General features: G+C 64.1%; 27 protein-coding genes and 1 tRNA gene. 15 read left to right on the top strand and 13 right to left on the bottom strand.

The features are described from left to right. The first annotated feature begins 5 nt into the window (after positions 1-5). Together ACKLLE_RS08545 and ACKLLE_RS08540 are read left to right on the top strand one after the other, a co-directional pair. On the top strand, positions 6-1,034 hold the full coding sequence (locus tag ACKLLE_RS08545; RefSeq protein WP_064303592.1) for a hypothetical protein: 1,029 nt from the start codon (positions 6-8) through the stop codon (positions 1,032-1,034). A 43-nt stretch (positions 1,035-1,077) separates the two neighbouring features. Further along, positions 1,078-1,386 (top strand): YkgJ family cysteine cluster protein, encoded by a 309-nt coding sequence (locus ACKLLE_RS08540; protein WP_279897865.1) that lies wholly within the window; start codon positions 1,078-1,080, stop codon positions 1,384-1,386. Between the two features lie 193 nt (positions 1,387-1,579). On the opposite strand, the gene ACKLLE_RS08535 is transcribed toward ACKLLE_RS08540, so the two are convergent. Then, positions 1,580-2,671, bottom strand: a complete 1,092-nt coding sequence (locus tag ACKLLE_RS08535) for an NADH:flavin oxidoreductase/NADH oxidase (protein ID WP_064303590.1) — start codon at positions 2,669-2,671, stop codon at positions 1,580-1,582. A gap of 81 nt (positions 2,672-2,752) precedes the next feature. On the opposite strand from ACKLLE_RS08535, the gene ACKLLE_RS08530 reads away from it, so the two are divergent. Further along, complete coding sequence (locus tag ACKLLE_RS08530; RefSeq protein WP_009406529.1) at positions 2,753-3,064, top strand: ArsR/SmtB family transcription factor; 312 nt, start codon at positions 2,753-2,755, stop codon at positions 3,062-3,064. Between the two features lie 144 nt (positions 3,065-3,208). Beyond that, positions 3,209-4,510: a transposase gene (locus ACKLLE_RS08525; protein ID WP_420057606.1), complete on the top strand. Its 1,302-nt coding sequence runs from the start codon at positions 3,209-3,211 to the stop codon at positions 4,508-4,510. A 33-nt stretch (positions 4,511-4,543) separates the two neighbouring features. On the opposite strand, the gene ACKLLE_RS08520 is transcribed toward ACKLLE_RS08525, so the two are convergent. After that, positions 4,544-5,719, bottom strand: a complete 1,176-nt coding sequence (locus ACKLLE_RS08520) for an MFS transporter (protein WP_420057605.1) — start codon at positions 5,717-5,719, stop codon at positions 4,544-4,546. A gap of 122 nt (positions 5,720-5,841) precedes the next feature. Here ACKLLE_RS08520 and ACKLLE_RS08515 point away from each other — a divergent pair, with 122 nt between their 5' ends. Further along, positions 5,842-6,417, top strand: a complete 576-nt coding sequence (locus ACKLLE_RS08515) for a TetR/AcrR family transcriptional regulator (RefSeq protein WP_420057603.1) — start codon at positions 5,842-5,844, stop codon at positions 6,415-6,417. A gap of 147 nt (positions 6,418-6,564) precedes the next feature. On the opposite strand, the gene ACKLLE_RS08510 is transcribed toward ACKLLE_RS08515, so the two are convergent. From ACKLLE_RS08510 to ACKLLE_RS08500, 3 genes are all read right to left on the bottom strand, one after another. Further along, the gene (locus ACKLLE_RS08510; protein WP_420057602.1) at positions 6,565-6,801 is read right to left on the bottom strand and encodes a hypothetical protein; all 237 of its coding nucleotides are present in this window, start codon (positions 6,799-6,801) and stop codon (positions 6,565-6,567) included. A 349-nt stretch (positions 6,802-7,150) separates the two neighbouring features. Beyond that, entirely contained in the window at positions 7,151-8,308 is a 1,158-nt protein-coding gene (locus ACKLLE_RS08505) for an MFS transporter (RefSeq protein WP_420057601.1), read from the bottom strand. A gap of 103 nt (positions 8,309-8,411) precedes the next feature. Further along, positions 8,412-8,555, bottom strand: a complete 144-nt coding sequence (locus ACKLLE_RS08500; protein ID WP_420057600.1) for a hypothetical protein — start codon at positions 8,553-8,555, stop codon at positions 8,412-8,414. Positions 8,556-8,887: 332 nt separating this feature from the next. Here ACKLLE_RS08500 and ACKLLE_RS08495 point away from each other — a divergent pair, with 332 nt between their 5' ends. Together ACKLLE_RS08495 and ACKLLE_RS08490 are read left to right on the top strand one after the other, a co-directional pair. After that, complete coding sequence (locus ACKLLE_RS08495; protein ID WP_420057599.1) at positions 8,888-9,943, top strand: hypothetical protein; 1,056 nt, start codon at positions 8,888-8,890, stop codon at positions 9,941-9,943. Positions 9,944-10,082: 139 nt separating this feature from the next. Continuing rightward, entirely contained in the window at positions 10,083-10,547 is a 465-nt protein-coding gene (locus tag ACKLLE_RS08490) for an NHL repeat-containing protein (RefSeq protein WP_420057597.1), read from the top strand. Here the strand turns inward: ACKLLE_RS08490 and ACKLLE_RS08485 are convergent. Then, positions 10,541-11,881 carry a sensor domain-containing diguanylate cyclase gene (locus ACKLLE_RS08485; RefSeq protein WP_064304793.1) on the bottom strand — a complete coding sequence of 447 codons (1,341 nt, stop codon included), beginning with the start codon at positions 11,879-11,881 and terminating at the stop codon, positions 10,541-10,543. The two genes, ACKLLE_RS08490 and ACKLLE_RS08485, sit on opposite strands and share 7 nt — an antisense overlap. On the opposite strand from ACKLLE_RS08485, the gene ACKLLE_RS08480 reads away from it, so the two are divergent. The 3 genes from ACKLLE_RS08480 to ACKLLE_RS08470 all read left to right on the top strand — a co-directional run bounded on the left by ACKLLE_RS08480 (position 11,880) and on the right by ACKLLE_RS08470 (position 13,854). Further along, complete coding sequence (locus ACKLLE_RS08480) at positions 11,880-12,041, top strand: hypothetical protein (protein ID WP_158467821.1); 162 nt, start codon at positions 11,880-11,882, stop codon at positions 12,039-12,041. The two genes, ACKLLE_RS08485 and ACKLLE_RS08480, sit on opposite strands and share 2 nt — an antisense overlap. Before the next feature lie 49 nt (positions 12,042-12,090). Continuing rightward, positions 12,091-12,167, top strand: a tRNA-Met gene (locus tag ACKLLE_RS08475). A 202-nt stretch (positions 12,168-12,369) separates the two neighbouring features. Further along, the gene (locus tag ACKLLE_RS08470; RefSeq protein WP_420057596.1) at positions 12,370-13,854 is read left to right on the top strand and encodes a methylenetetrahydrofolate reductase C-terminal domain-containing protein; all 1,485 of its coding nucleotides are present in this window, start codon (positions 12,370-12,372) and stop codon (positions 13,852-13,854) included. Here ACKLLE_RS08470 and ACKLLE_RS08465 read toward each other — a convergent pair. Further along, positions 13,851-14,459, bottom strand: coding sequence for a LysE family translocator (locus ACKLLE_RS08465; protein ID WP_420057594.1), 609 nt, complete (start codon positions 14,457-14,459; stop codon positions 13,851-13,853). The genes ACKLLE_RS08470 and ACKLLE_RS08465 overlap by 4 nt on opposite strands. Before the next feature lie 131 nt (positions 14,460-14,590). Here ACKLLE_RS08465 and ACKLLE_RS08460 point away from each other — a divergent pair, with 131 nt between their 5' ends. Then, the gene (locus ACKLLE_RS08460) at positions 14,591-15,454 is read left to right on the top strand and encodes a LysR substrate-binding domain-containing protein (RefSeq protein WP_420057593.1); all 864 of its coding nucleotides are present in this window, start codon (positions 14,591-14,593) and stop codon (positions 15,452-15,454) included. A 100-nt stretch (positions 15,455-15,554) separates the two neighbouring features. Here the strand turns inward: ACKLLE_RS08460 and ACKLLE_RS08455 are convergent, their stop codons facing one another. Then, entirely contained in the window at positions 15,555-16,073 is a 519-nt protein-coding gene (locus tag ACKLLE_RS08455; RefSeq protein WP_167654069.1) for a D-Ala-D-Ala carboxypeptidase family metallohydrolase, read from the bottom strand. 104 nt (positions 16,074-16,177) lie between these two features. Between ACKLLE_RS08455 and ACKLLE_RS08450 the strand changes: the two genes are divergently transcribed. Beyond that, the gene (locus tag ACKLLE_RS08450) at positions 16,178-17,326 is read left to right on the top strand and encodes a hypothetical protein (RefSeq protein ID WP_420057591.1); all 1,149 of its coding nucleotides are present in this window, start codon (positions 16,178-16,180) and stop codon (positions 17,324-17,326) included. A 118-nt stretch (positions 17,327-17,444) separates the two neighbouring features. Here the strand turns inward: ACKLLE_RS08450 and can are convergent, their stop codons facing one another. The 3 genes from can to ACKLLE_RS08435 form a co-directional block, all read right to left on the bottom strand. After that, positions 17,445-18,083, bottom strand: a complete 639-nt coding sequence (gene can / locus ACKLLE_RS08445) for a carbonate dehydratase (RefSeq protein ID WP_064304819.1) — start codon at positions 18,081-18,083, stop codon at positions 17,445-17,447. Between the two features lie 67 nt (positions 18,084-18,150). Further along, positions 18,151-18,603: a ribosomal protein S18-alanine N-acetyltransferase gene (rimI, locus tag ACKLLE_RS08440; RefSeq protein WP_420057589.1), complete on the bottom strand. Its 453-nt coding sequence runs from the start codon at positions 18,601-18,603 to the stop codon at positions 18,151-18,153. Beyond that, positions 18,596-19,384 (bottom strand): energy transducer TonB, encoded by a 789-nt coding sequence (locus ACKLLE_RS08435; protein WP_420057587.1) that lies wholly within the window; start codon positions 19,382-19,384, stop codon positions 18,596-18,598. Before ACKLLE_RS08435 ends, rimI begins: the two co-directional genes overlap by 8 nt. 176 nt (positions 19,385-19,560) lie before the next feature. On the opposite strand from ACKLLE_RS08435, the gene mksB reads away from it, so the two are divergent. Genes mksB through mksF form a run of 3 tightly spaced genes read left to right on the top strand, consistent with a single transcriptional unit; the run spans position 19,561 to position 24,372 of the window. Then, positions 19,561-20,850: an Mks condensin complex protein MksB gene (gene mksB, locus ACKLLE_RS08430; RefSeq protein ID WP_279897882.1), complete on the top strand. Its 1,290-nt coding sequence runs from the start codon at positions 19,561-19,563 to the stop codon at positions 20,848-20,850. After that, on the top strand, positions 20,840-21,544 hold the full coding sequence (gene mksE, locus ACKLLE_RS08425) for an Mks condensin complex protein MksE (protein WP_009398996.1): 705 nt from the start codon (positions 20,840-20,842) through the stop codon (positions 21,542-21,544). Before mksB ends, mksE begins: the two co-directional genes overlap by 11 nt. Beyond that, on the top strand, positions 21,541-24,372 hold the full coding sequence (mksF, locus tag ACKLLE_RS08420) for an Mks condensin complex protein MksF (RefSeq protein WP_420057586.1): 2,832 nt from the start codon (positions 21,541-21,543) through the stop codon (positions 24,370-24,372). The genes mksE and mksF overlap by 4 nt, the downstream gene beginning before the upstream one ends. 106 nt (positions 24,373-24,478) lie before the next feature. Here the strand turns inward: mksF and ACKLLE_RS08415 are convergent, their stop codons facing one another. Together ACKLLE_RS08415 and proB are read right to left on the bottom strand one after the other, a co-directional pair. Next, positions 24,479-24,934 (bottom strand): CreA family protein, encoded by a 456-nt coding sequence (locus ACKLLE_RS08415; protein ID WP_064304824.1) that lies wholly within the window; start codon positions 24,932-24,934, stop codon positions 24,479-24,481. Positions 24,935-24,946: 12 nt separating this feature from the next. Next, complete coding sequence (proB, locus tag ACKLLE_RS08410; RefSeq protein WP_009398993.1) at positions 24,947-26,065, bottom strand: glutamate 5-kinase; 1,119 nt, start codon at positions 26,063-26,065, stop codon at positions 24,947-24,949. Positions 26,066-26,123 lie beyond the last annotated feature (58 nt).

The raw sequence follows: 26,123 nt of genomic DNA, 5'->3' as shown, positions 1-26,123 counted from the left end.
AGCCCATGCCAATTCCACTCATCATCGGTGCGGTCGCTGCGGCGGCCGGCATCTACGGCGCGGTCAAAGGCGTCAGCGGCGCCATGGACCACAGCGAAGCCAAGGACCTCAATGCCAGTGCCGGCTCGATGGTCGATGCCGCCAACGCGAAGGTCGAGGAGCAGCGCACCAAGACCAACGCCACCCTGGAAGACTACGGCCAGCGCAAGCTGCGTGCCTTCAACGGCGTGGTCGACGAGTTCATCGAAACCTTCGAACGCCTGAAGAACGTCGAGCTCAGCCAGAGCCCGGAACTGGACAAGCTCAACGCTGGCGACTTCACCGGCAAGACCCTGGCCGGCCTGCGCCAGGACTACCAGGCCCTCAAGGACGCCGGCCTTGGCCTCGGCGCCGGCATGACCGGTGGCGCGGCACTGGCCTTCGGCGCCTACAACGGCACCATGCTGCTGGCCACGGCGAGCACCGGCACCGCCATCTCCTCCCTGGGCGGCGTAGCCGCGACCAACGCCACCCTGGCCTGGCTGGGCGGCGGGTCGCTGGCGGCCGGTGGCTACGGCATGGCCGGCGGCATGATGGTACTGGGCGGCATCGTCGCCGGCCCGGCCCTGGCGATCTTCGGCCACGTGCTCGGCAGCAAGGGCGAGGAAGCCCTGAACACTGCGCGCAGCAACATGGAACAGGCCCGGACCATCCACGAGCAGGCCAAGCTGATGGCCGGCAAGCTGCAAGCCATTGATGCGGTGACCTCGCTGGCCAACACCACCTTCTCCAACATCAGCTCGCAGTTGCGGCGTAGCGTCAGCGAGCTGAAGAAGGTGATCGAGAACAACGGCGTCGACTACCGCACCTTCTCTGAAGAAAGCAAGAAAGTGGTGTTCCGCGCGGTCAAGTTCGCCCAGCTGATCAAGGCGATGATCGACACCGCCATCCTCGACGAAGCCGGCAACCTGGTGCTGTCGACCGAGAAGCGCATCAAGGATGTCGCCGCGGTAGCCAGCGGACAGAAAGCCAGCCTCGACGCACCTGTCGCGTAAGGCAATGGCCCGCGCCTGGCGCGGGCCACTTCGAGCGACCGCCATGCCTTGCCAGATCACCTCGCCCTTCCCCTGCACCCAGTGCGGCTTGTGCTGCCAGCACGTGGACATGGCCGATGAAACCCGTTTCCTCGACCGTGGCGACGGCACCTGCCGGCACTACGACGCCAACAGCAAGGGGTGCGGGATCTACCAGGACCGCCCGGATATCTGTCGGGTGGACCTGCAGTTCACCGAGCGTTATGCCCGTGACTACAGTTGGGATGAGTTTGTGCGGCTGAACCTGGAGATCTGTAGCTATCTGCAGCACCAGCACGCCGTGACGACCATTCCCCTGGTCGCGGTGGACTGACGAATACTTGTGGGACTCCGCCCAGCCTTTTCGGGCTGCGCTGTCGCACAGAGAACAGCTCCAAGGCACAACGCGCACCCTGTGGGAGCGGGTTTACCCGCGATGGCTATAGTGAATTCACTACAGCAAATCGCGGGTAAACCCCACACAGGACGCTTAGCTGCCTAGGTTAGAGCGGTTGCACCAACCGTATTCAGCGATAGCGTTCCAGCCAGTGCGCATAAGGCGCCGGCAGGGTCCACGACGCTTTGTCCACACCCAGCTCCTTGGCCGCGAAGTACGCCCAATGCGGATCCGCCAGATGGGCGCGGCCCACCGAGACGATATCCAGTTGCCGCGAGCTGACCGCTTCTTCCGCCAGTTGCGGGGTACCGAAGCCCCAGGCCGAGGTCACCGGGATACCGGCCTCGTCACGCACCCGGCGCGATACTTCACCGAGAAAGGCCGGGCCCCACGGAATGTTGGTTTCAGCGATGGTGAAGCCGACACTGACGCTCAGCAGGTCCAGGCCACCGGCCTTGAAACGACGGGCCAGTTCAATGGACTCGGCGAGGGTCTGCTCGTCGCGGCCGTCGTATTCGATCACACCGAAACGGGCAGTCAGCGGCAGGTGCTCGGGCCAGACTTCACGCACGGCGGCCAGGGTTTCCAGAAGGAAACGGCTGCGGTTGTCGAAGCTGCCGCCATAGGCATCGGTGCGCTGGTTGGAGTGCTCGGAGAAGAAGCTCTGGGCCAGGTAGCCATGGGCGAAGTGCAGTTCGATCCACTCGAAGCCGGCGTCGCGGGCACGGCGCGCGGCATCGACGAAGTCCTGGCGGACCCGGGCGATATCGTCGAGGGTCATTTCACGCGGGGTTTTCGGCAGATGATGACCGAAAGCAATGGCGGACGGGGCGATGGTCTGCCAGCCGCGGGCGTCGGACTCGGCCATATGGTCGTCACCTTCCCATGGGCGGTTGGCGCTGGCCTTGCGCCCGGCGTGGGCGATCTGGATGCCCGGCACCGAGCCTGCCGCCTTGATCGCCTTGACCACCGGCACGAAGGCCTGGGCATGGGCATCGCTCCAGATCCCGGCACAGCCCGGGGTGATGCGGCCTTCAGGAGCGACCGCCGTGGCTTCCACCACGACAAGGCCAGCGCCGCCACGTGCCATGCTGGCGTAATGAACTTGATGCCAGTCGTTGATAACGCCATCCTCGGCCATGTACTGGCACATCGGAGGAATGGCGATGCGGTTGCGCAGGGTGACGTCCTTGAGGGTGAAAGGCTGGAAAAGTGCAGTCATGCGGAAGCTCCTGGGAGAGGACATGGATAGTTACGATTGTTCGATAGTATTCGAACTTTGGCATTTAGTGAAGCCTCCGGTATGATCCGCCCCATGCGTGCCTACAAACATCCAGACCCACAAGACTTCGTCCTCGAGCGCGTGCTCTACGCGCTGAGCGATCCCGTGCGCATGGAAATCGTCCGGACCCTGGCCAACTGCACCGAAGCCAGTTGCGGCGACCTGGACGGAGGGCGGCCGAAGTCGAGCATGTCCCACCACTTCCGGGTATTGCGCGATGCGGGGCTGGTGCAAACGCGCGCGGTGGGCACCACGCACATGAACTCCCTGCGCATCGAGGCGCTGGACGGGCGTTTCCCGGGGTTGATCGGGGCGATTCTGCAGCACGTCTGAGCTCCTGGACTTGTGTTGTTGCTGATGGCCTAATCGCTGGCAAGCCAGCTCCCACAGGACCTGTGGGAGCTGGCTTGCCAGCGATAGGCATAGGTATCTACACAACTCCCATCATGGTCTATAAAAGGACCGCATGGATTCGAAATGACCGGGCTCGATGCCCGACTGATCAAGCGGTACGACGAGTTAGTGATGGGACATACCAACGCACTGGCGGGCTTGGCCGCCGGAATGAAGGCCCTGCCGCGTAGCGACAGGGCCTTTGCGCAAACACAGGCCATGTGGCGGTTTCTGGGAAACGATCGGGTTAAACCCAGTGATCTGGTGAAACCCTTGCTGGCGTTGGCTCATGAGGGATGCAGCGAGGATTGCGATGAGTACGCATTGGTCATGCATGACTGGTCGCGTATCAACTTCATGCACCACCACAGCAAGACTGATCGACTGCAGATGACCCACAAGGGCGATGTCGGTTACGAACTGCAAAGCAGCCTGCTAGTGAGTGATCGTGATGGATCACCCATCTGCACGCCCGCTCAAAACCTGTCTGTGAAGGACGGAATACTCAGCACCCGTACTGATGAGCTCATTGCTCATGGCAAGCACATGGACGAGTTGGTGGACCGTGCTGCATGGCTTGAACAGCAAGGCTTTACCAAACCGCTGGTGCATATCGTCGATCGCGAAGCAGACTCGGCGGGACATCTGAGGCAACTGCAAGCTGGCAACCATCTTTGGTTGGTGCGGGCCAGGATGAACTCCACGGCTCAGTACCAGAATCGATCCCTCTCACTGAAGCTCATCGCTGAAGACTTGCCCTTCAGAGCCGCCCGAGGCGTCGTTTTCAAGGGAAAGCCGGCGATACAGTGGGTCGCAGAAACAGACGTAGTACTGACCCGAAAAGCCCAGCCAGCGGCTAAAAGCAGAGCAGAACGATTCAAGCTCCGCCAGCCAGGAACGCCTCTTCCTGCGCGCCTGGTTGTCAGCCGAGTCATGAGCGAGGCAGGAGAGCTGCTAGCCACCTGGTATCTGCTGAGCAATGTGGGCGAGGACGCAAATGCTGAGCAGATTGCGCTTTGGTACTACTGGCGGTGGCGAATCGAGTCCTACTTCAAACTGCTCAAGGAAGGTGGACAACAGCTCGAAAGCTGGCAGCAGGAAAGTGGTGAGGCCGTGTTCAAGCGACTGCTTATCGCAAGTCAGGCCTGTGCAGTAGCTTGGCGACTGATGCGTGCCGAGGGTCAGTTTGCCGAGCAAACCCGAACATTCCTGGTGCGGTTATCTGGCCGCCAGATGAAACGATCCCAGCCTGTGACTGCTTCAGCGTTGTTGGCAGGGTTGTACATGCTGTTAGCCATGACAGAAACGCTGGAGCAGTACAGTCCTCAGGAGCTTGCCGCATTTGCAAATGAAGCTGTTGGCTGGCTACCGAGGCAAAGGCGTTAGAGATGTGTAGATACCCATGCAGCGATAGGGCCCTCAAGTTCGACCACCCAACCGCCTGAATCCCCACCCGCCCACCAGCACCACGATCCCTCCCGCCACCACCGCCACCTCGAACCCTGCCCCTCCCAGATCCACCCCCTGCCCCGCCAGCGCCGCGCCCATTGCCACGCCGATATTCAACCCCGCCAGCAACCAGGTCATACCCTCGGTCAAGCGCTGCTCCGGCACACTGCGCTCGATCAGCGACATCGCCACGATCATGGTCGGTGCGAAAGACAGTCCGGCAATGAACACCGCCAGCGCCAGGCCCGGAATCGACCCGGCGAACCACACCGGCAAGGTGCTCGCCGCCGTCGCCAGGGCTCCGATCAACAGCAACCGCGGCAAAGGCTGGTTCAACTTCAACGCACCGAACACCAACCCCGCCAGGCACGACCCCAGTGCATACGCCGACAACACCAGGCTCGCCGCCCCCGCTTGCCCGCGCCCACTGGCGAAGGCCACGCTGGCGATATCCACGGTGCCGACGATCACCCCCATCGCCATCATCAACAGGGTCAGCAGGCGAACCTCGGCAACACGGATCAGCGAAGCACGCTCGCCCTGCCCGGGAGCCAGGACCGGCGGCTCGCTGCCTCGCTGCAGCACCAGCGCGCTTACGCCGAGCGTCAGTAATAGCGCCGCCAGCAACGGCCCGGCCTGGGGAAACAGCGCCACACAGAGACCCACCGACAACGGCGGCCCGACGATGAAGGTCAGTTCATCCAGCACCGTTTCCAGCGAATAGGCGGTCTGCAACTCCGCTCGGCCGCGATAGAGCACGGTCCAGCGCGCCCGCACCATTGCCGACAGGCTGGGCATGGCGCCGGCCAGCAATGCGCCGAGGAACAGGCTCCAATCCCCCAGCGGCCACCAGGTCCCGGCCAGCAGCAAGGCCGATCCGCTAACGCTGACCAGCGTCGCCAAGGGCAACACCCGGGATTGCCCCTGGCGATCCACCCACCGCGAGATCTGCGGCGACAGCAGCGCATAGGTCATTACGAAGGTCGCGGCCAGCGCGCCGGCCAACGCATAACTGCCGCGCAACTGGGAAACCAGGGTAATGATGCCGATTCCGGTCATCGGCAATGGCAGCCGCGCCAGCAATCCAGCCAGGGCGAAACCGCGGGTGCCGGGAAGGTCGAACAGTGATCGATAAGGGTTGGCCATCTTGCGCTCCTTTGCCTGTCCGCTTGCCTTCGGACAGGCATGCGGGGAAGATACATACAGCTCGTATGTTTAAAAGCCTATTTACATACGCCACGTATGTAAAGCCCCAAAGGAGTGTGCCAATGGCCCGCCGCACCCGCGCCGAAATGGAAGAAACCCGCGCCACTTTGCTGGCCGTGGCCCGCCAGGTCTTCACTGCAACCGGCTATGCCGACGCTTCGATGGACGACCTCACCGCCCGCGCCGGGCTGACCCGGGGTGCGCTGTATCACCACTTCGGCGACAAGCAGGGCTTGCTGGCGGCAGTGGTGGCGCAGATCGACGGGGAAATGGATGAGCGGCTGAGGGCGATTTCAGAGCGGGCGGATACGCCGTGGGAAGGCTTTCGCGAGAGATGCCGGGCGTACCTGCGGATGGCGCTGGAACCGGAGATCCAGCGCATCGTGCTGCGGGATGCGCGGGCGGTGCTGGGTGGGGTGCCGATGGCCGAGGAACAGCACTGCATCGCCTCGATGCGCGGGCTGATCGAGCGGAGTGCGATTGTCGGAGTAGATGCCGAGGCGTTGGCGCGGATGGTCCATGGCAGCCTGACGGAGGCGGTATTGTGGATTGCTGCCGGGGAGGAGGGTGAAACGCGGTTGGAGCAGGCCGACGCGACGCTGGATCTGCTTCTGGGCAATCTCTCGCCTGGAATATGATTTACAGGATGCACACAGCCCCTGTGGGAGCTGGCTTGCCAGCGATTTGGCCGGCACGTGCACCGATGCTGTCAGGTCCGCCGCTATCGCTGGCAAGCCAGCTCCCACAGGGACCATGCCAGCCAGCGATTGCGAGGCGGCCTCAACTCAGACAACCACCGCCCGGTGGTTCGCACAGACCTTCAACAACGCCAATCCAATCCTTATCTGCAATACGGCATCGCCAATCAGGGTTTCCTGCTTGAGCGGCGCGTCTTCCGCTGCCTCGTGGGCGTTATCGATGGCTCTGGTCAAATGCTGGCGCGCGAGGTACAGCGCCTCGTCGAGGGATAGTCCTTCGCGAATGCAAAGGTCCGGGGGTGGGTCGGGGACGAGCTTTTTCATGGGCATCTCCTGAAGTCATCGGGGCTGCCATCGGCTCGCTGTCAAACGAGAGGGTGGCAACTGTGCGTGGGTTGACAGACCAGGGACTTCAGGAGAATTAACCCGGCGCACCCGCAGGTGCCCACACGCACAGCCGCCATAACGACCGTTTGCGTCAACTGAAGTATTCCTCGGCCTGTCAAAGCCGGTCGTCACTCTCGCAACGACCGCCGAAGACTAGGCACTGATCTCCAAGAGCGCAACGGACAATCAGGCGCGGAAGTATGCTTGGGAAATTGCCTACACAAAAGACGGAAATGTCCGGTTTTTCGTAGCTGAATACGACACCTTATAAGCGTGCGGGTTAACGTTACTCCACCGCCGAAACCCGCCACACCCTCCGACTCGCCGACTGCGCAAAGCACACGAACAACGCCGCCATCACCGCCAGTGCCATCGGCAACCCTTCCGGCGCTACGTCCATCGCTGCGCCACTGACCAGCGGCCCGACCAGGCTGCCCACGCCCCATAACAGGCCGACACTGGCATTGGCCGTGACCAGGTCCTGCCCCTTGAATTGCTGTCCGATCAGCACCAGCGCCAGGGTATATACCCCGCCCGCCACCGCCCCGAGCAGCACCAGCGCCGGCCAGAGCAGCCATGGCACCTGGATCAGCCACGGCAGGGCCAGGCCGATCAGCATCGCCAGCACGCCACACACCAAGTGCACCATGGTTCGCTCGCAGCGGTCGGCGAGCCAGCCTATGGGCAACTGGAACAGCATGTCGCCGGTGAGGATCACCGTGACCATCAACGCCGCGACGCCGACCGCGTAGGCGTGGTGGGTGGCGTAGACCGGCAGCAGCGAGAGGATCACCGCGTCGAAGAAAGAGAAGAACAGCACGCCCATGCACAGCGCCGGGGCGACGCGGAAGAAGCCGGCCAGGGAGAAACTCTTTTCGCCGTCCTCACCATGTTCGACGTGGTCGTTGGGCACCGTCCAGACGATGCAGGCCAGCGCCAGCGCATAGCCCACCGACACCATCAGCACCAGCCACGGCCCCTCGGCCCCGAGCAGCGAGAGCATGGCCGGGCCGAGCATCTGGCAGCCGGTGAAGGCCGTGGCGTACAGGGCCATGATCTTGCCGCGGTTGTGCTCCTCGCTCAGTTCGTTGACCCAGGATTCGCCCAGGATGATCGCCACGCCCATGCCCAGGCCCAGCGCCAGGCGCAGCCCGGCCAACAGGTAGATCGAGGAAAACGCCCACTCGATCAGGCCGACGCTGAGGGCACAGACACTGAAGCTGAGCAGGTAGATAGTGCGCCGGGTCAGGTGCCGGCAACAGGCATCGACGAGAAACGCCGAGAGCATCATGCCGGCAGCCGGCATCGCCGAAAGAATACCGATCTGCAGGCTGCTGGCACCGGCCTGCAGCAAACGCAGGGACACCAGCGGCAAGGTCGCCCCCAGCGAGAAACCGACCACGGAAACGACGAACAGCACACCCACGAGAAAACGCTTGTTCACAACTCACTCCACCACCGCCGACGCACAGGCTCGATGCCTTGCGCGCGAGCGCACAGACGCTGAAATCGAAAGAAGACGAACGAGCCCGAAAGGCTCGCAGAGGTCAGGCGAAGCGGCGGTGTGGCGAGAAGGTGAAGGCGAACAGCACGCTGCGCCGGCGCTTGAGCACGGTGTCCTGCGGCCAGGCACGGCGAAGGGCCCGGAAAAGGGGCAGCCTGGCAGTGAAAGGACGGGCAACGGCGTTCATGTTCGGCAACAGCAAGGACGGAAAAGAGGGTCGGCACTCTAGGCCATGGCTGACATACCCGTCAATCGCCCTCGCCCCACACCGGCAACTTCGGGGGACCTGATATTTCTGCCAGTAGATGGGGTTGGCTCGCGGGCGTAGAAAATTGATCTCAACCCATCTCTACGAGAACTGCTGATGAACGCTCCGCAAACCACCAGAAACCCAGGCGATCTCGATGTCGATTTCGGATTTTCGGGCAGGGCCCCTTTCCGCCAGCCATGCGCAGCGGCAAATCGAAACTCCTCGGTGACCGCAGGATTCTTAGCGCCTGCTCCGACACCGTGACCCCGATGATCACCATGGCGCGCCATCTGTGGACCGGCGACCTTGATGTTTCATACGGCCCATCGGGCCTTGTCCACATCCAGCTACCGGAGGGTCCGGCCCCGAACACGGCCAATCTGGTCGAGCTCCTGGTACTGCCCGACGATAGCGCCCTTGTGTATGGCGCATTACGGGCCATGGATAAGGAGAAGTCGTCCGTGTTCCGGGTATTACCCAACGGAGAACTGGACAGCGCATTTGGCGTGGGCGGGTTCTGCATCCTCGATTTTGGCGACCAAAGCGCCATCATCACCGCGCTGGAGTTGCTGGATGACGGCAAGATCATGGCGTGCGTGATCTCGCACAGAACTACTGCTCCTGCATTTCACGGCAGCTACCTGGTACGCCTGGATAACGGGGTCGTGGACACCACCTTCGGCGATAACGGCATGGGCTACGTCGAGGCCAGCAACCATCCATTGCGTCACCTGGCAGTGTCCGCGGATGGCGGCTACCTGCTGGCCGGCCGCTCCGATGACCTGGGCAAGGCCGAGTTCCGCCAGTATCACGCCGATGGCAGCCCTGATCTCGCCTTTGGGGAAAACGGCCAGGTGCTTTTGCCCCTTCCCCCGGGCCAGGCGGAAATCCTTCAGGTGAAAGTGCAAACGGACGGCAGGATCGTCGGGGTCGGCATGGCCAACGTCGGCTTCGGCAATCACACGCTGACCACCCGATTGAATCCCGATGGCAGTCTGGACGGCACGTTCAACAACGGCGAACCGAAGATCATGGTCTTCCAGGGCCACGAAACGCAGAGTACCGGCGTCGATTTTCTGCCCGACGGCAGGATCGTGACAGCAGGCTACACCACCGACCCGATCGACGTGATTCTGATGCGCATGGAACCCAACGGCATGATGGACATGAGCTTCGGTATCAACGGCCAGGTCATAAGCGATCTGGGTGGACAGGAAACCTGCGAGGGCGTTGAAATCCAGGGCGATGGCAAGATCCTGGCATCCGGTAGACGCATCACCGACTTGCCGTTCAACCACCTGTTCCTTGCCCGGTATCTGGGCTGACGGAGGGAAGTCGCCCGTTATCGATCACTCCGCTTACAGCGCTCGATAACCGTCGGCACCTGACATTTTTGCCAGTAGACGGCCATCACTCCAAGGCTTAAAAAACAGGCTCCGTCCCCCAAGTTCCGCAGGCACGACCATGGCAACCCACTACAACAACCAAGCCGCGTTCGCTTCCGCTGATTTCCTGCCGCTGCCGTCCACCACCTACTGGGAGCAGTCGGTGCTGCTGCCCGACGGCAGGATCCTCATGGCCGGCATCGACCGCGACGCCGGGGCCTTCATGCTGGCTCGCCATCTGAAGAGTGGTGCGCTGGACGAGACCTTCGGCGACGCTGGGATCCAGCGTATCGCTGCTGATGTCGCCCGCGATGTGACCCATTTGTCGTTGGAGCTGGAGGCCGACGGCCGCCTGATGCTCGAAGGCACCCTGGGCGACCGCTTCAGCGCCCGTGACGGCTCTTGCCTGCTGTGGGTGCGTCCAACGACGGCGGCCTGGGTGCGCTTGGGGGTGGACGCCTTCCTGAGCATTTCCCGCTCGCCACTGGCCAGCGAGTTGCTGGTATCTCCCAACGTGGACTGCCCGGTACCGATGACTCAGTGAGGCGCAGCGGGCTCTTCCTGCCCGCCTTGCACCAGCCGGTTGCGTCCGCCCTGCTTGGCCCGGTACAGCGCAAGGTCGGCCACGCGCAACAAGGCACCGAGGGCGACGCTGTTATCGGGGTGGTCAGGGTCGTGGCTGGCACTGCCGATGCTGAGGGTCACCCGCTGCAGCGGACTCGCCAGATGTTCCAGATGGGCGTCGAAGACCTGCCGACAAAGATCCCGGGCAACGCTGCGAGCGCCATGGACGTCGGTGTCCGGCAGGATCACCGCGAATTCTTCGCCGCCATAGCGGCAGACCTGGTCGCCCGGCCTTTGCAAGGACTGGCCAAGGAGCACGGCGATACGTCGCAGGCATTCGTCTCCAGCCTGGTGCCCATAGTGATCGTTGAACACCTTGAAGTGGTCCACGTCCACCATCAGCAGCGACAGCGGCCGGCCTTCGCGGCGCGCGCGGGCCTTTTCCTGCAATAGGGCTTCGTCGAAGCGACGGCGGTTGGGCAGGCCGGTGAGAAAGTCTTCGCTCGCCAGCGCCTGCAGGCGCGCATTGGCCTCGGCCAGTTGCGCGTTGCTTTGCGCCAGGGCTTCGCGCATCAGGCGTTGCTCGGTGATGTCGCTGAAGGCCAGGGTCATGCCGAGGATCTGCTGGTCCAGGTCCCGGACCGCGCCGATACTCAGCAGATAGGTGCGCTCGCGCCAGTCCAGTTCGCAGTCGGCAACGGACCGGCCCAGCTCCAGCTCGGCCAGGCACTGCGCCAGATCGAGCTGCGGCATCAGCAGGGGCTGGCCCACCAGTTGCGTCGCATCACCACCGAGCAACTGGCCCAGGGCATGGTTGACATTGACCAGTATCCCTTGCCGGTCCACCAGCCCAAGCGCCACCGAGGCGGCGGCGTACAAGGCTTCGAGCTGTACTTCGCGGCGGTCCAGGGGACCGATGGCCGGTGTCACGTCGCGGTCGATGCCGCGATAGCCGATCAAGCTGCCCTGCTCATCGAACAGCGGAACCCCGCTGGTCTCCAGCACTACAAGACGGCCATCGGCACGCAGGTTGCGATTGATCAACCCGGCGAACGGCCGCTGCTCGGCGACGATGCCGGCGAAGATCGCACCGACCCGCGCCGCCTCTTCGGCCGGCATGAAATCGAAGGGTGTCTTGCCCAGCACCTCGCTCGGCGCGTAACCGAGCATCTGCCGGCTGTGCTCGGAGCAAAAGGTGTAGCGGCCCTGGCTATCGACTTCCCAGAGCCAGTCGGAGTTGTGCGCGATGATTTCCCGCAGACGAAGGACTTCCTGTTCCTCGGGGAGCGGCTCGGGTACGGAAGCGTTGGGCATGGAAGGCGACTTCGACGAACGACCAGGCAATTGCAAAACGCCACGTTACTGGATCGAAGCCCTTGCGGGCAAATCCGGCGTGACCTGGCGGAACTGCCCTGTGCGGGCCGTCTGGCCGGTGAATCCGGCTAAGCGGTTGAATGCGCGTAAAATTTTTTGAAAAAGAGTGTTGACAGATACCCGTTTCGAGCGAATAATGCGCGCCACTTGGCTACATAGCTCAGTTGGTTAGAGCATAGCATTCATAATGCTGGGGTCCGGGGTTCAAGTCCCTGTGTAGCCACCATACCTCGCCAGAGAGTCTCCGGATTCGATGGCAAACGAAGAAGCCCGCCTAGCGCGGGCTTTTTCGTGTCTGTCGTTCGGGCTTTTCCCTGTCAGGGACGCGCCCTGTCTTTTTCACGACATTTTCCTGCGCTCCCGGACAAGGGTCTCTCGATGCACTGGCCCACAATGCACCGTCATGTCCTGACCCCATGGCGCAGCTTATGAATTCGTTGAAACAGGCGCTCCGCGACCGTCAGTTCGTCTGCGTGATGGAGTTCGTCCCCAAGCCACAACGTTTCGCCGCCTTCGAGCAACTGATGCAGCGCGGCCACCTGTGCGGCTGGCCGATGCTCGCCGGGATCGCCGACCGGGTAGGCAGCAACCTCGACCTGTCGCCCCTGGATACCTTCGCCGCCCTCTCCACGCCCGTGCCGGTGATGCCGCATTTTTCCGGCAAGGACCGCGAACGCCAGGACCTGCTGGCACAACTCGAGCGCATGGACCGGCTGGGGCTCGACCAGCTTCTGCTGCTCACCGGCGACCGCCTGCACGGCCATGAACCGGGCCAGCGGCCGGTACGTTACCTGGAGTCGGTGGCAGCCCTCGGCATCGTCCGCCGGGCCCGTCCGGACTGGCTGCTCGGCGCCGCGCTCAATCCGTTCAAGTATTGCGAGGAAGAAGGCGGCGCGCAGTACTTCAAGGCCCAGAAAAAACTGGCCGCCGGTGCCGACTTACTGATCCTGCAACTGGGTTTCGACATGGCCAGGTACCGCGATGCCATGGACTGGATGCAGCGCCAGCCAACGCCGCGCCCGATGCTCGCCTGCATCATGGGCCTGACCCATGGCCGGGCGAAAATGCTCGAGCATGTGGCAGGCGTGACCGTATCGCCGTCGATGCTGGCACTGGTTGCGGCGGAAGAGGCGGTTTCGAAAGCCCATGCCCAGGCACGCAGTGTCGATCGCCTGGCCTTGCAGATCATCGGCCTGCAACGGATGGGCTATGCCGGGATCAACCTGTCCGGCGTGCATGACATCGCGCAATTGCTGGCGCTCGAACAGGCGCTGGACGCCTGGCGGGAAAAGATCCGCACCGATGAAGAATGGGCCCTGGCCTGGGCCCGAAGCTGGGAAATGCCGGGCGTGCCCGCGGTGACCTTCAATCCGCCGGAGTCGGACTGGAAAGCCGGGGAGTCAAGGGTAAGCGCTACACCGAAGGAAAAGCTGCGGTATCACCTGCTCTCTACGCTCCACTCGACCCTGTTCAACCGCACGACGCTGCTGAGCCGGGCTTTCGCTTGGACGGTGCGCCGGCCCCTGTGGTCTACGCAGGCCGGACAGCGCTGGCTGCACCGCCTCGAACGCGGCGTGAAACGCCCGCTGGTGGGCTGCGACACCTGCGGCAGTTGCCGCCTCGAAGACACGCTCTATATCTGCCCGGAAACCTGCCCCAAGGGTTTGGCCAACGGCCCCTGCGGCGGCACCCGGCTGAACCGCTGCGAGTTCGGCGACCGCGAGTGCATCCACAGCATCAAGTACCGCACGGCAAAGTCGGTGGGGCAGACGGCGGTGCTGACGCAGCGGTTGATTCCGTGCGTGGAGGTAGAGGGACGGCAGCGTAGCTCGTGGCCGGAGTGGTTTGCGGTTGGCGCAGAGCCGGCTGCGTCCGCAATGGCCGCCGACCTGAGCCCCGACCAGCCACGCTAGCGCACGCTGGCGAACAGCACCGTCACGCCCAATCCGAGCAGGGCCATGCCGATCACCCGGTCCACCAGGCGCTGGCGGTCGATCATCAGGCGCCGCAACGAGGTGCTGGAGAAGCACAGTGCGACCAGGCTGAACCAGAGCCAGTGGGCCAGGGACATGAACAGCCCGTAGGCGAATTGCCGGGCCAGCGAGCTGTCCGGCCCGACCACCTGGGTGTAGGCGCTGACCACGAACAGCAGGGTCTTGGGGTTGAGAGCGTTGGTGAGGAACCCCGAGAGGAAAGCGCCTCCGGCCTTGCGCCCACTTTCCCCTTCCAGCGACAGCCGACTGGTGTTGGTCAACGAACTGTAGCCGAGGTAGATCAGGTATCCGGCACCCAGCACCTTCATCACCAGGAACAGCGTCGGCGAATGCTGCACCAGCAGGGAAACGCCGAGCACGGTATAGAGCACATGCACCTGCACGCCACAGGCGATGCCCAGGGCGGCGAACAGTCCGTTGCGTCGCCCGAAGGCGTAGCTGGCGCGGGTGACCATGGCAAAGTCCGGGCCGGGGCTGATAACGGCCAGCACGGTGAATAAAGCGACGGCGATAAGTTCGTTCACGCGGGCTTTCCCTGTTTTCGATAAGCGATGAAATAACGCAGATGGGTTAGGTATTTGCCATTATCGAAAGCCTTACTGGCCTGGAAAAAGCGATTTATAGTGCGACAAATCCGCTAGTTTTCCTCACCGATATGAAACTGCCCGCACTCACCGCCTTGCGCTATTTCGACATGGCCGCCCGCACCGAAAGCTTCGTCCGTGCCGCCGAATTGCTGCACGTCACCCATGGCGCTGTCAGCCGCCAGGTGCGCCTGCTTGAGGCGTCGCTCGGGGTGGAACTGTTCGAGCGGCGCAACCGCGCGATCTTCCTGACAGCCGCCGGGCGCACCTTGCTGGGCACCACCCAATCGATCTTCGAACAACTGGAAGGCACGGTTTCGCGCTTGCAGCAACACTCGCGGGAAAACGTGCTGGTGCTGTCCTGCGAGCCGACCCTGGCGATGAAATGGCTGATCCCGCGGCTGGCGGATTTCCAGGCGCGGCATGCGGATATCCAGGTGCACCTGATGACCGCCGGAGGGCCGGTGGATTTCGTCCGCAGCGGGGTCGATCTGGCGCTGCGGCGGGATGATTTTCAGTGGGAGGACGGCCTGCATGTGCAGAAGATCTGCGATGAGTGGGTCGGGCCGGTGGCCAGCCCCAACCTGGCGTTGCCGGCCAGGGGCTTTGCCGGTCAGCGCCTGCTGCATAGCGCCACGCGGCCGGGGGCCTGGGCGACCTGGCTGCGACTGAACAGGAAGACCGGGCGTGGTACCGAGCGGGCGGATTACGAACATTTCTACCTGTGCATCCAGGCGGCGGTAGCGGGGCTCGGAGTGGCGATGGCATCGCGGTTGATGGTGGGCGATGAACTGGCCAGCGGGCAGTTGGTGGCGCCTCATGGGTTTGTGCCGGATGGGTCGGCATATGTGCTGTTGTGTCCGCAGGTGCTGGCGGAGACCGAGAAGGTTCAGCGCTTCACCGAGTGGGTGATGGAGCAGGCCAAGCCTCGCTAGCAAGCACGACGCGTACCCGCTCCCACAGGGTCCTTGTAAATCAAAAAGTTATGTTTTTTCTATGAGAGCTGGCTTGCCACCTCCCACAGGGTTATGTGAGTCAGTTGCAACCGGGTTCCATTCCCCAGGTGCGATAACCGGCGGTATCGATATGGATCCTCCCGGTCGGATACCGCCCCAGCCCCATGTTCCAGGCCTTGCCGTAGTGTTGCCAGAAATGGCACAGCGCCTGTGCATCGCCGTTGTTCGCCAGCAACAGATCCATCGCGAAGGCGCGCATATGGGCACTGCCTGCAGCACCGCCGGCACAGCGGTTGAGCGCAGGATCCCGATACCCGGACACCACCTCGAACGCCCCGAGAACCCGCTCATCCTGCAATAGATCGAGCAAGCGCAAGGTACTGCGTACATCCGCCCACTGCGCCTGCGGCGGCACGGCGAACGGCTGGCCCCGGCATTTACGCCAGTCACTCGCCGACCTCAGCAACTGATACAGCGGCACCACGCCATACAGCCGCGCATCCACCAGCATCTCGCGAAAGCCGCGGGTGGCGTGATCGCCGGTCCACTGGGCGAACATCCATGGATCCCGCTCGTCCGCACGGACGACGCCAAGCATCAACAGGGTCACCAGCGCCACCGCCCCTCTTCCCACGACCACGGCATGTCCTCCAGTATGGCGAGCCTCCCCTGCGCAGGGAGCCATCTGACAAGGAGTTAAGCATGAAGATCGCACCGATCGCCCTGGGCCTGCTCGCCCTCGGCATTGCCGGACAGTCCGTCGCCGATGCCCGCATCGATTTGGGCGACCAGGCCCGGGTCACCCGGCTGTTCGCCTATCCCAACAATTGCAGCGTGATCTGTTTCCGCGACTGGACGCTGGAACAGACCGTCGAGCACTACCTGAAGCAGAGCGTACAGCGCGACGGCTACCCGGCCGCGACCGTGACGGTCCGCCGTGACAACGACAGGTACTACGCCGATATCGCCGGCGTTCCCGGCGAATACCACAAGCCCCTGGATGCCCTGCTCGATGCCGGCGAACTGGCCTACAACGGTGCGAAAAAACTCAACAGCGATGGCAAGTGGGCGTACGACTGGTATCTGTTCCTGCCCCTGGGCATGGCCCTGGAAAACCGCCGCAGCATCGAACTGCTGCACTTCCCGCCGGATTATTCGCTGACCCAGGCCCAGGACTACCTGCGCTCCAACACCACCGACCGCTGGGCCAGCCTGCTGACCTTCAACGGCATCCCCGCCGAGCAGACCCCGGCCTACCAGACCATCGTCGATATCGCGCCGATCGCCGCACCGGCCAGCGCGGGCTCGACGCTTGAAGGTACCTACGGCTACTTCCAGGACTACCAGGTGCGCATGGTCAAGGACGTTACCCTGACCTCGAAAGGCCAGTCGCTGCCGATGGTGGCCTTCGGCGCGCCGGTGCGCAGCTGGATCAAGCAGCAGTACGGCGCCGACCTCAAGGTGCTGGGGCTGGCCGTCATCAGCCCGAATGCCGGGCAGAAGGTACCGGTACTGGGCTCCAACCACCCGAGCGCGATCTGGTATGCGGCAGACAAGGACAACAATGGCGGCGACCAGGACAAGGCCGATGCGGCGGGCCTGAAAATGATGGGCCAGGACCTCAGCGCCGCCTGCTGGCAAGCCGGAATGGGACGCAACCCAAGCGCCGACCCGCAACTGACGCTCAATGCCTGCACGCAGAAATGGCAGGTAACGGCGAAGAAGCAGACCTGTGAACTGTTCTATCGGACGATTCGCAACATGACGCCGGAGCAGGCCAGTGCGAAGTGCAATACGGGATCGGTGACGCGGGAACTGCGGGAGCTGCAGAAGCCTGCCGCAGAGATATGAGATAGCTGAGGCGCTGCTGGCCTCATCGCCGGCAACGCCGGCTCCCACAAGGACCGTGTAGAACGCCGAACCTTGTGGGAGCTGGCGTTGCCAGCGATGAGGCCAGCACAGGCAACACTTACTCCTGCGGGCGCAACCGGTACTGCGGCGGCAACTGCTCCAACCCGCTGATGGTCACGTCCAGGCTCTTCCAGCGACCATCCTGGATGCCATAGATGCAGCCATGCACCGACAGCTCCTGGCCGCGATGCCAGGCATTCTGGACGATGGTGGTATGCCCCACGTTGGCGACCTGCTGGATGACGTTGAGCTCGCACAGGCGGTCTACCCGCGCCTCCTCGGTCGGCAGCTTGCCCAGCTCCACCCGGTGCTCGTAGTACAGGTCGCGGATCGAACGCAGCCAACCGTCGATCAGGCCGAACTGGCGGTCCTGCATCGAGGCGCGCACGCCGCCACAGCCATAGTGACCGGTCACCAGGATATGGCGGACCTTGAGCACATCCACCGCGTACTGGATCACCGACAGGCAGTTCAGGTCGGTGTGCAGCACCACGTTGGCGACATTGCGATGGACGAACAGGTCGCCCGGCAGCATGCCGACGATCTCGTTGGCCGGAACCCGTGCATCCGAGCAGCCGATCCAGAGGAATTCAGGGGTCTGCTGGCGGGCCAGCTTGGCGAAGAAGTCCGGGTCCTTCTGCTTGATGCCGTCGGCCCAGCGCGCGTTGTTGTCGATCAGTTCCTGCAGGTCGTGCATGGTCAGGCCTCATGGATTGATGCGCTGTTGTGACAGGCAGCGACCCGCGCAGGTCTCGCTGCCGTTTTTATTCGATCAGGGTGCAGGCCATCACCAGGGCATCCTCGCGACCGCCCGGGGCCGGGTAGTAATCGCGGCGGCGCCCGACTTCGTTGAAACCGTAGCGCTCGTACAGGCGATAGGCCGACTGGTTGCTGGCACGCACTTCGAGGAAGCATTCGCGGCCATTGAGTTCATAGGCACGCTTCATCAGGTGTTCGAGCAGGCGCAAGCCGAGGCCGCGGCCCTGGCTCTCGGGCTTCACGGTGATATTAAGCAGGTGGGCTTCGTCGATGATCACGTTGATCACACCGTGCCCGACCTGCTGCTCACCTTCGAACATCAGCCAGATTTCATAGCTCTTCAGGCCGTCGAGGAAGATCCCGCGCGTCCACGGGTGGCTGAAGGCGGCGTATTCGATCTTCAGTACGGCATCCAGGTCCGCCTCGGTCATCCGGCGGAAGCTGAGGGTGTCACTCATTGCTCGTTTTCCAGCGCGCCATCAGCCGGCGCATGGCTTTCCAGACGTCCGCCTTGCGCTGCGGCTCGTCCATCAACACTTCAAGGCCGGGCAACGCCCAGGCGGTGCCCAGGCCCTCGACCGGAAACTCCTGGTAATACACAGACTCGTCGCGCTCGCCGGCATGGCGGATAGCGGGCAGGCCGACCAGCCACAGGCAGGCCGCAGGCTCGCGCTCCAGTTGCACCTGGGTGAAACCGTGGACGAAGTCGCGGGCGGCGTCCGGGCCCTGGTCGAGGCTGCCGCGGGCCAGCAGCGGCCAGCGGATCGGCTCGCCAAGGATCTGCGGGCTGTCCGGCAGACCGGCGGCACGCAGCATGTCCTTGAGCAACAGGTAGGAAGGATCGCGGCTCTGGAACGGCTGCCCGGTGGCCAGTTCCACCAGCAGCAGGCAATTGCCGGCGCGCAGCAGTTGCAGGGAAAAACGCGGGGGCGGCGCTGCGACCACCTTGGCCGGGGCCGGTTTCTCTTCCTCGCTTTCCACCGGTTTGCCAACGGCCTTGGCCGTGGCGCCCGGACGCGGAATCTCGATCTTCGGCCGTTCCGCTGGTTTCACCGTCGGCTGCACGGCAGCCGGTGCGGCCTGCTTCGGCATTTCCACCGGCAGCGCTTCCGGCACCGGCTCCAGCGGCAGCAACAGCTCGGGCCGCGACGGCGCGGCGAACGGCAGTTCGGTACGCGGCAGCCAGTGCACCACTTGCATGGCGTTGAGGTAGGCGCGGCGGCGGGACTCGGTCAGCAAGGAAGTTCGGCCATCTGTGGATAAGTCAGGGCGCACATTCTAACGCCGTTGCGCTGGTCGCGCCGCTGTCGATCGCACAAATCCGCCGGACAACCGCCGAATCGATCAAGGGTGAAACCATTGCGGTTCAATGCAGTACAATCCGGCGTTTTATTTGGCAGCGAGTCGACCCGCCAATGATCGAACCCAAACGCGTCCTGCGCGCCCTGGCCGAACACTGGAACCTGCTGGAACCTTTGTCGGAGCGTTTTGACGGCGGCACCCTGAGCCTGGGCGAATTGCGCCAGCAACTGGCCGCCCAGCAGCTGGAAAGCACGCCACAGGACATCACCGCCCTGCTCGACGTGTGGATCCGCCTGGACATCCTGGTTCCGGTGGCGAAAAGCCCCAACCGCTTCGAGCTGAACGCGCAGATCCACGATTTCCTCGCCTACCTGCGCCGCGAGCACCGCCTCGGCCTGTGCCTGGAGATCGAGGCCTACCTGCGCCACCTGGAGCGCCTGGCCGGGCATATCCAGGACGCCTTCGACATTCGCGACGGCCACGACCTGGCGCGCCAGTTGCGCCTGCTCGACATGCGCGTGCGCGATGTGCTGAAGAAGCTCGACAACGACGAACAGGCGCTGGTCGCCGTGGCCGAGCGGGCCAAGACCAGCGACCGGCAGATCCCCCTGCGCCAGCGCTATGCCGAGGTTTTGGCGACCTGGGACGAGTACGTCGAGCCGATGATCCAGTTGGTCAACGCCGACGGCGCCTTCGAGCAAGGCGTGCGCAAGGTCGAGACGGTGCTGCTGCGCCTGCTTGGCGAACAGGCCCGGCTCGGTCACCTGGTCGATGACGACATGCTCCTGCGCACCCACGCGCGCATCCTCGAAATGCAGACCAGCGCCCAGCTGACCCTGCGCCACGCCCGCGAGCTGCTCCTGCCCCTGCGTGAAGAAGCGCGTCGGCACAACGCCGTGACCCGCGGCGCCGCGCTGGCCCTGTCGGTGATCCGGCGCAAGGGCATCGACGCCGTGCCGCAGGCTGCCATGCCGCTGTTCACCCGGCCGCAGAGCACCTTCCTCGGCAGCGCCAGCCAGGTCGAGGCCTACGTCTATGCCCTGGCCCGCTTCGAGCCCAAGCCTGCGCGCTTCCCCAAGGCGCACAAGACCCAGAAGGGCGAGCCGCCGCGTGCGCCGCGCACGGTCAAGGAAATGCTCGAGCGCTGCGAGGACGCCCTGCCCTTGCCGGACCTGATGGTCTGGCTGCTGGAGCAGGAGCCGGAAGGCGCCACCGACGAATTGCTGTACTGGTTCTCGCGACTCTCGCGGGAAAAACGCTTCACCCGTGAACGCCTCGACCGCCGCGAGTACACCACCCGCGAACACCTGGTCAGCCTGCGCTCCTTCGCCCTGACTTCCAGCCGCGAGACCTCGCCCCAACTTTCGCCCGAACCTGCTGCGAGCCCTGCCCATGCATCTTGATCTTTCCGAACTGTCCCAGCTCGCACCGATCTTCCGCGAGCTGTTCAAGGGCTTCCACATCAGCCGGCGCGACCCCGAGCTGTACGCCCAGCTGTCGAACTTCCAGGACCAGTACCGCGGCCTGTTCAAGGCCCTGGGCTTCGAGCTGGTCTGCGATACCCGCGGCTTCTACTACTTCGTCCCCGAGCAGGCTGCCGCCCAGGTCAACAAGACCGCGCAACGCCTGGCGCTGTTCACCTTCATCCTGGTCGAGCACCTTGCCGACCAGGGCCGCGACCCGATGTCGGTGCTCGACGGCGGCAGCCTCGGCCGCGACGAACTGCCATCGATGCTCGACAAGTACCGCGACCTGTTCCTCCAGGCCGAGGTGCAGACCCCGGACGAGCTGGAGGAAAAGATCATGCGCCGCATGACCCAGCTCGGCTTCGCCTTCGAGGAGAACGGCATCTACCGCTTCCTGCCGCCGATGCACCGCTTCCTCGATGTCTGCCTGTCGGTCCAGCAGGACCGCGACCTGGCCGCCAGCCTGCACAGCAACCTGCCGCTGCCGACCCCGGTGCTGGTGGTCGAGGAAACCCCGGAAGAACTCAACCGTACCGACGACCCGCTGGACCTCGCGCCCTTCGCCGAGGAAAGCGAAGAAGAAGCGCTGGCCCGGGCCATCGCCGAAGAGCAACAGGAGATTGACGCATGAGCCAGGAACGCTACGGCATCCGCCGTTTCGCATTGCTCAACACCGCCGGCTACAGCCTTGGCCTGTTCCCGCTGGAGCATCCGCTGTCGGTCTATGGCGCCAACAACCTGGGCAAGAGTGCCTCGATCAACGCCCTGCAGTTCCCGATCCTGGCGCGCATGTCGGACATGAGCTTCGGCAAGTACAGCCTGGAGCAGTCGCGGCGCTTCTACTTCGCCAGCGACACCAGCTACATCCTCTGCGAAGTCAACCTGCCCCACGGCCCACATGTGATCGGCGTGGTCGGGCGCGGCCCGGGCGGCGGCTTCGGCCACCAGTTCTTCGCCTATGCCGGCGAGCTGGACCTGGGCCACTACCAGAAGAACGACACCTGCCTGCGCCAGAAAGAACTGTTCAGCAACCTCGAGCGCAACGGCCTGAAGGCCTACGAACTCAAGCCTGACGAACTGCGCCGGCTGCTGGTCGGCGGGCACACCTCGATCCCGCTGGACCTGACCCTGATCCCGCTGCGCTCCACCAGCGAGCAGAGCCTGAAGACCTTCCGCGCCCTGTTCATCAACCTGCTGCACATGCGCGAGATCACCGCGGCCAAGCTCAAGCAGCTGTTCCTCGATGCCTTCGAGCACAGCCTGCGCTCCGGCAGCGTCGATTACATCGCTGCCTGCGACGAAGCCTTCCGCGACGTACGGCGGATGGAGCAGGACTACAACTCGCTGGTCGCCGCCGGACCGCTGGTCGAAGCCCTGGCCAACGGCGTGGCCCAGCGCGACATCCTGCGCGGCAAGCTGCATCGCCTGTCGCCGCTGCTCGACTCGCTGCTGGGCACCTGGCAGGACTACTCCAGCGCGCGCAAGGAAGAGCTGGTCATCCAGGCCGAGCACTACCGCAACGAGCAGGACGCCCTGCAGAACGACCAGCGCAACGGTACCCAGGAGCTGATGCGCCTGGAGCGCGAGATCAGCGGTATCCAGCGCTGGCTCGGCGAATTGTCGGTGCTGAAGAACCGTTTCGCCCTGGTCGATGACGTCAAGGTCCTGGAGCAGCAGTTGCTGGCCGCCAAGGACGCCCACGACGAGTTGGCCGGTGCCCTGGCCCAATCCCGCCAGTTCAGCGCCGAGGACCTCGACGAGCGCCTGCGCGAGCTGGAAAAGCGCCTGAAATCGGTGAAGCAGCAACTCGATCACGCCGACAACAACAGCTATGCCCGCCTGCGCGAGGAATTCTCGCAGCAGGACGTCGAGCGCCTGATGCGCCTGTTCAACGGCGCGCTGTTCAGCCTGCCGCTGGGCGAGCGCGGCATCGAGCTGGACGAGAGCGACGTCTGGATCAAGACCCTCGAAGCCCTGCTCGACGGCTTCAAGGGCGAGCGCTTCGAAGCGCCGGGGATCTCCGTCGACCTGTCGCATATCGAGCCGCCGGCCCTGCAGGCCCTGGCCGATCGCGCCGCCCTGCGCGACCAGAAGGAGCGCCTGGAGAAGGAGCTCAAGCAGCTCAAGACCCAACAATCCGTAGCCGCCGACCGCGCCGCCAGCAAGACCCAGACCGAAGCCCTGTACCAGCAGGTGCTGGACGCGCAGAAGGCCCTCGAGGACTTCCGCCGCAGCCAGACCCTGAGCGCCGAGGAAGGCGACAAGCTGGAACAGCTGGCGCAACTGGAAGCTGCCCAGGACGAGCTCAAGCGTTCCAGCGATGCCTTCACCGAGCGCGTCCAGCAGCTCTCCGCCAAGTTGCAGCTGGTGGGCCGGCAGATCGCCGATATGGAAGCCAAGCAGCGCACCCTCGACGACGCCCTGCGCCGCCGCCAGCTGCTGCCGGCGGACCTGCCGTTCGGCACGCCGTTCATGGAGCCGGTGGACGATTCCATGGACAACCTGCTGCCGCTGCTCAATGACTACCAGGACAGTTGGCAGGGCCTGCTGCGCATCGACAACCAGATCGAAGCCCTGTACGCCCAGGTGCGCCTCAAGGGCGTGGCCAAGTTCGACAGCGAAGACGACATGGAGCGCCGCCTGCAACTGTTGATCAACGCCTACGCGCACCGCACCGACGAAGCCCTGACCCTGGGCAAGGCGCGTCGCGCGGCAGTCACCGATATCGCCCGCACCCTGCGCAACATCCGCAGCGACTACGACAGCCTCGAACACCAGCTGGCCCTGTTCAACCGCGAGATCAACCGGCGCCAGGTGTCCAACCTGGAAAGCTTCCGCATCGTCCTCGCGCCGAACAAGGAAGCGCTCAAGCACATCGACCAGATCATCCACAGCGCCGGCCAGTACGAGGAAGGCGAGACCCTGTCGGTATTCGACCTGAGCCAGAGCGCCGAGCAGGACAACAAGAACGAGGAAGCCAAGGAGTACCTGGCCCGCCTCGTTGCGGCGAACCACAACCAGCTGGGCCTGAAGGACCTGTTCGAACTGGCCTTCGAGATCACCAAGGTCAATGGCCAGCCGGTGATCCACACCGATATCGATGGCGCGGCGTCCAACGGCACCACCATGACCATCAAGGCGCTGACCAACATGTACCTGTTGCTGCACCTGATGGACCGCGACCTTGCCGGCCGCGTGAGCCTGCCCTACTACCTCGACGAAGCGGCGGACATCGACGAACGCAACCAGGCCGCATTGCTGGAAACCAGCCTGCAACTGGGCTTCGTACCGATCCTGGCGAGCGTGAAGCCGCAGGTGTCGGCGCGGGTGGCGATCGACCTGGAAGGGGGTAGCGGCCCGAACGGGATCTACATCGACGAGGCGGACTGGAAATACATCAGCCGGCGGGATGTGGAGAAGGCGGTGGTGCGGGAAGAGGCGGAAGAGACTTCAGCCTGAGCGTACGCGGTCAATGTGGGAGCGGGTTCACCCGCGATTGCGGCAGTGAATCCACTACCGCAATCGCGGGTGAACCCGCTCCCACAGGGTCCGCGCTCGACAGGGACTACCTGGCCCAGGGCAGGATCGGAATCGCCGTCACCGCATTCTGCGGGCTGCCCTCGATCAACCGGTCGCTGTACACCAGGTACACCAGGGTGTTGCGCTTCTTGTCGAGGAAGCGCACCACCTGCATGGTCTTGAACACCAGCGAGGTGCGTTCCTTGAACACTTCCTCGCCATCCTTGAGCTCGCCCTTGAACTGGATCGGCCCGACCTGGCGGCAGGCGATGGAAGCCTCGGCGCGGTCCTCGGCCAACCCCAGGCCGCCCTTCAGACCACCGGTCTTGGCTCGCGACAGGTAGCAGGTCACGCCTTCCACCTTGGGATCGTCGAACGCCTCGACCACGATCCGGTCATTCGGCCCGACGAACTTGAACACCGTGGATACCTGGCCAATCTCTTCAGCCGATGCCAGCAGCGGCAACGCCAGCACGGCGGCGGCAAACAGTCCCTTGAACACGCAATTCACTCCTCAGACCAGGATCAGGTTGTCGCGGTGCACCAGCTCCGGCTCGGCACTGTAGCCCAGCAGGCCTTCGATGGCGTCCGACGGTTGGCCGATGATTTTCTGTGCTTCCAGAGCGCTGTAGTTGGCCAGGCCGCGAGCCACCTCGGCGCCGTCCGGCCCGACGCACACCACCATTTCGCCGCGACGGAAGCTGCCCTGCACGGTCTTCACGCCGACCGGCAGCAGGCTCTTGTTGGCCTGGCGCAGGGCCTGCACGGCACCGGCATCCAGCACCAGGGTGCCACGGGTCTGCAGATGGCCGGCCAGCCATTGCTTGCGCGCCGCCAGCATGCCGCGCTCCGGCGACAGCAGGGTGCCGATGCGCTCGCCGGCCTTGAGACGATCCAGCACGCGCTCGATACGCCCGCCGATGATGATGGTATGGGCACCGGACCGGGCCGCCAGGCGCGCGGCCCGCAGCTTGGTCTGCATGCCGCCACGGCCCAGGGCACCGCCGGTCCCGCCGGCCACGGCGTCCAGGGCCGGATCGTCGGCGCGGGCTTCGTAGATCAGCTGGGCCTCGGGGTTGTTGCGCGGGTCGGCGTCGAACATGCCGTCGCGGTCGGTGAGGATCACCAGCAGGTCGGCCTCGACCAGGTTGGCCACCAGCGCCGCCAGGGTGTCGTTGTCGCCGAAGCGGATCTCGTCGGTGACCACCGTGTCGTTCTCGTTGATCACCGGCACCACGCCCAGCTCCACCAGGGTGCGCAGGGTGCTGCGGGCGTTGAGGTAACGCTTGCGATCGGACAGGTCGTCGTGGGTCAGGAGAATCTGCGCGGTGTGCTTGCCGTGCTCGGCGAAGCTCGACTCCCAGGCCTGCACCAGGCCCATCTGGCCGATGGAGGCGGCGGCCTGCAGCTCGTTCATCGCGCTCGGTCGCTTGGTCCAGCCCAGACGGCTCATGCCGGCAGCCACGGCTCCCGAGGAGACCAGCACCAACTCGACGCCCGCTTCGCGCAGGGCCACCATCTGTTCAACCCAGACACCCATCGCCGCGCGATCCAGGCCCTTGCCATCCGCCGTCAGCAGGGCACTGCCAATCTTCACGACCCAGCGCTGGGCACCTGTCACCTTGCTCCGCATCTTCTTCCAACCTATCGATCTGTGTGGATTCTGTAGATAACAAAACGCCGCTTGAAAA

The sequence above is a fragment of the Pseudomonas bharatica genome (assembly GCF_048586865.1).
GTDB lineage: Bacteria > Pseudomonadota > Gammaproteobacteria > Pseudomonadales > Pseudomonadaceae > Aquipseudomonas > Aquipseudomonas bharatica.
This window is presented reverse-complemented; position numbering and strand designations above follow the sequence as displayed.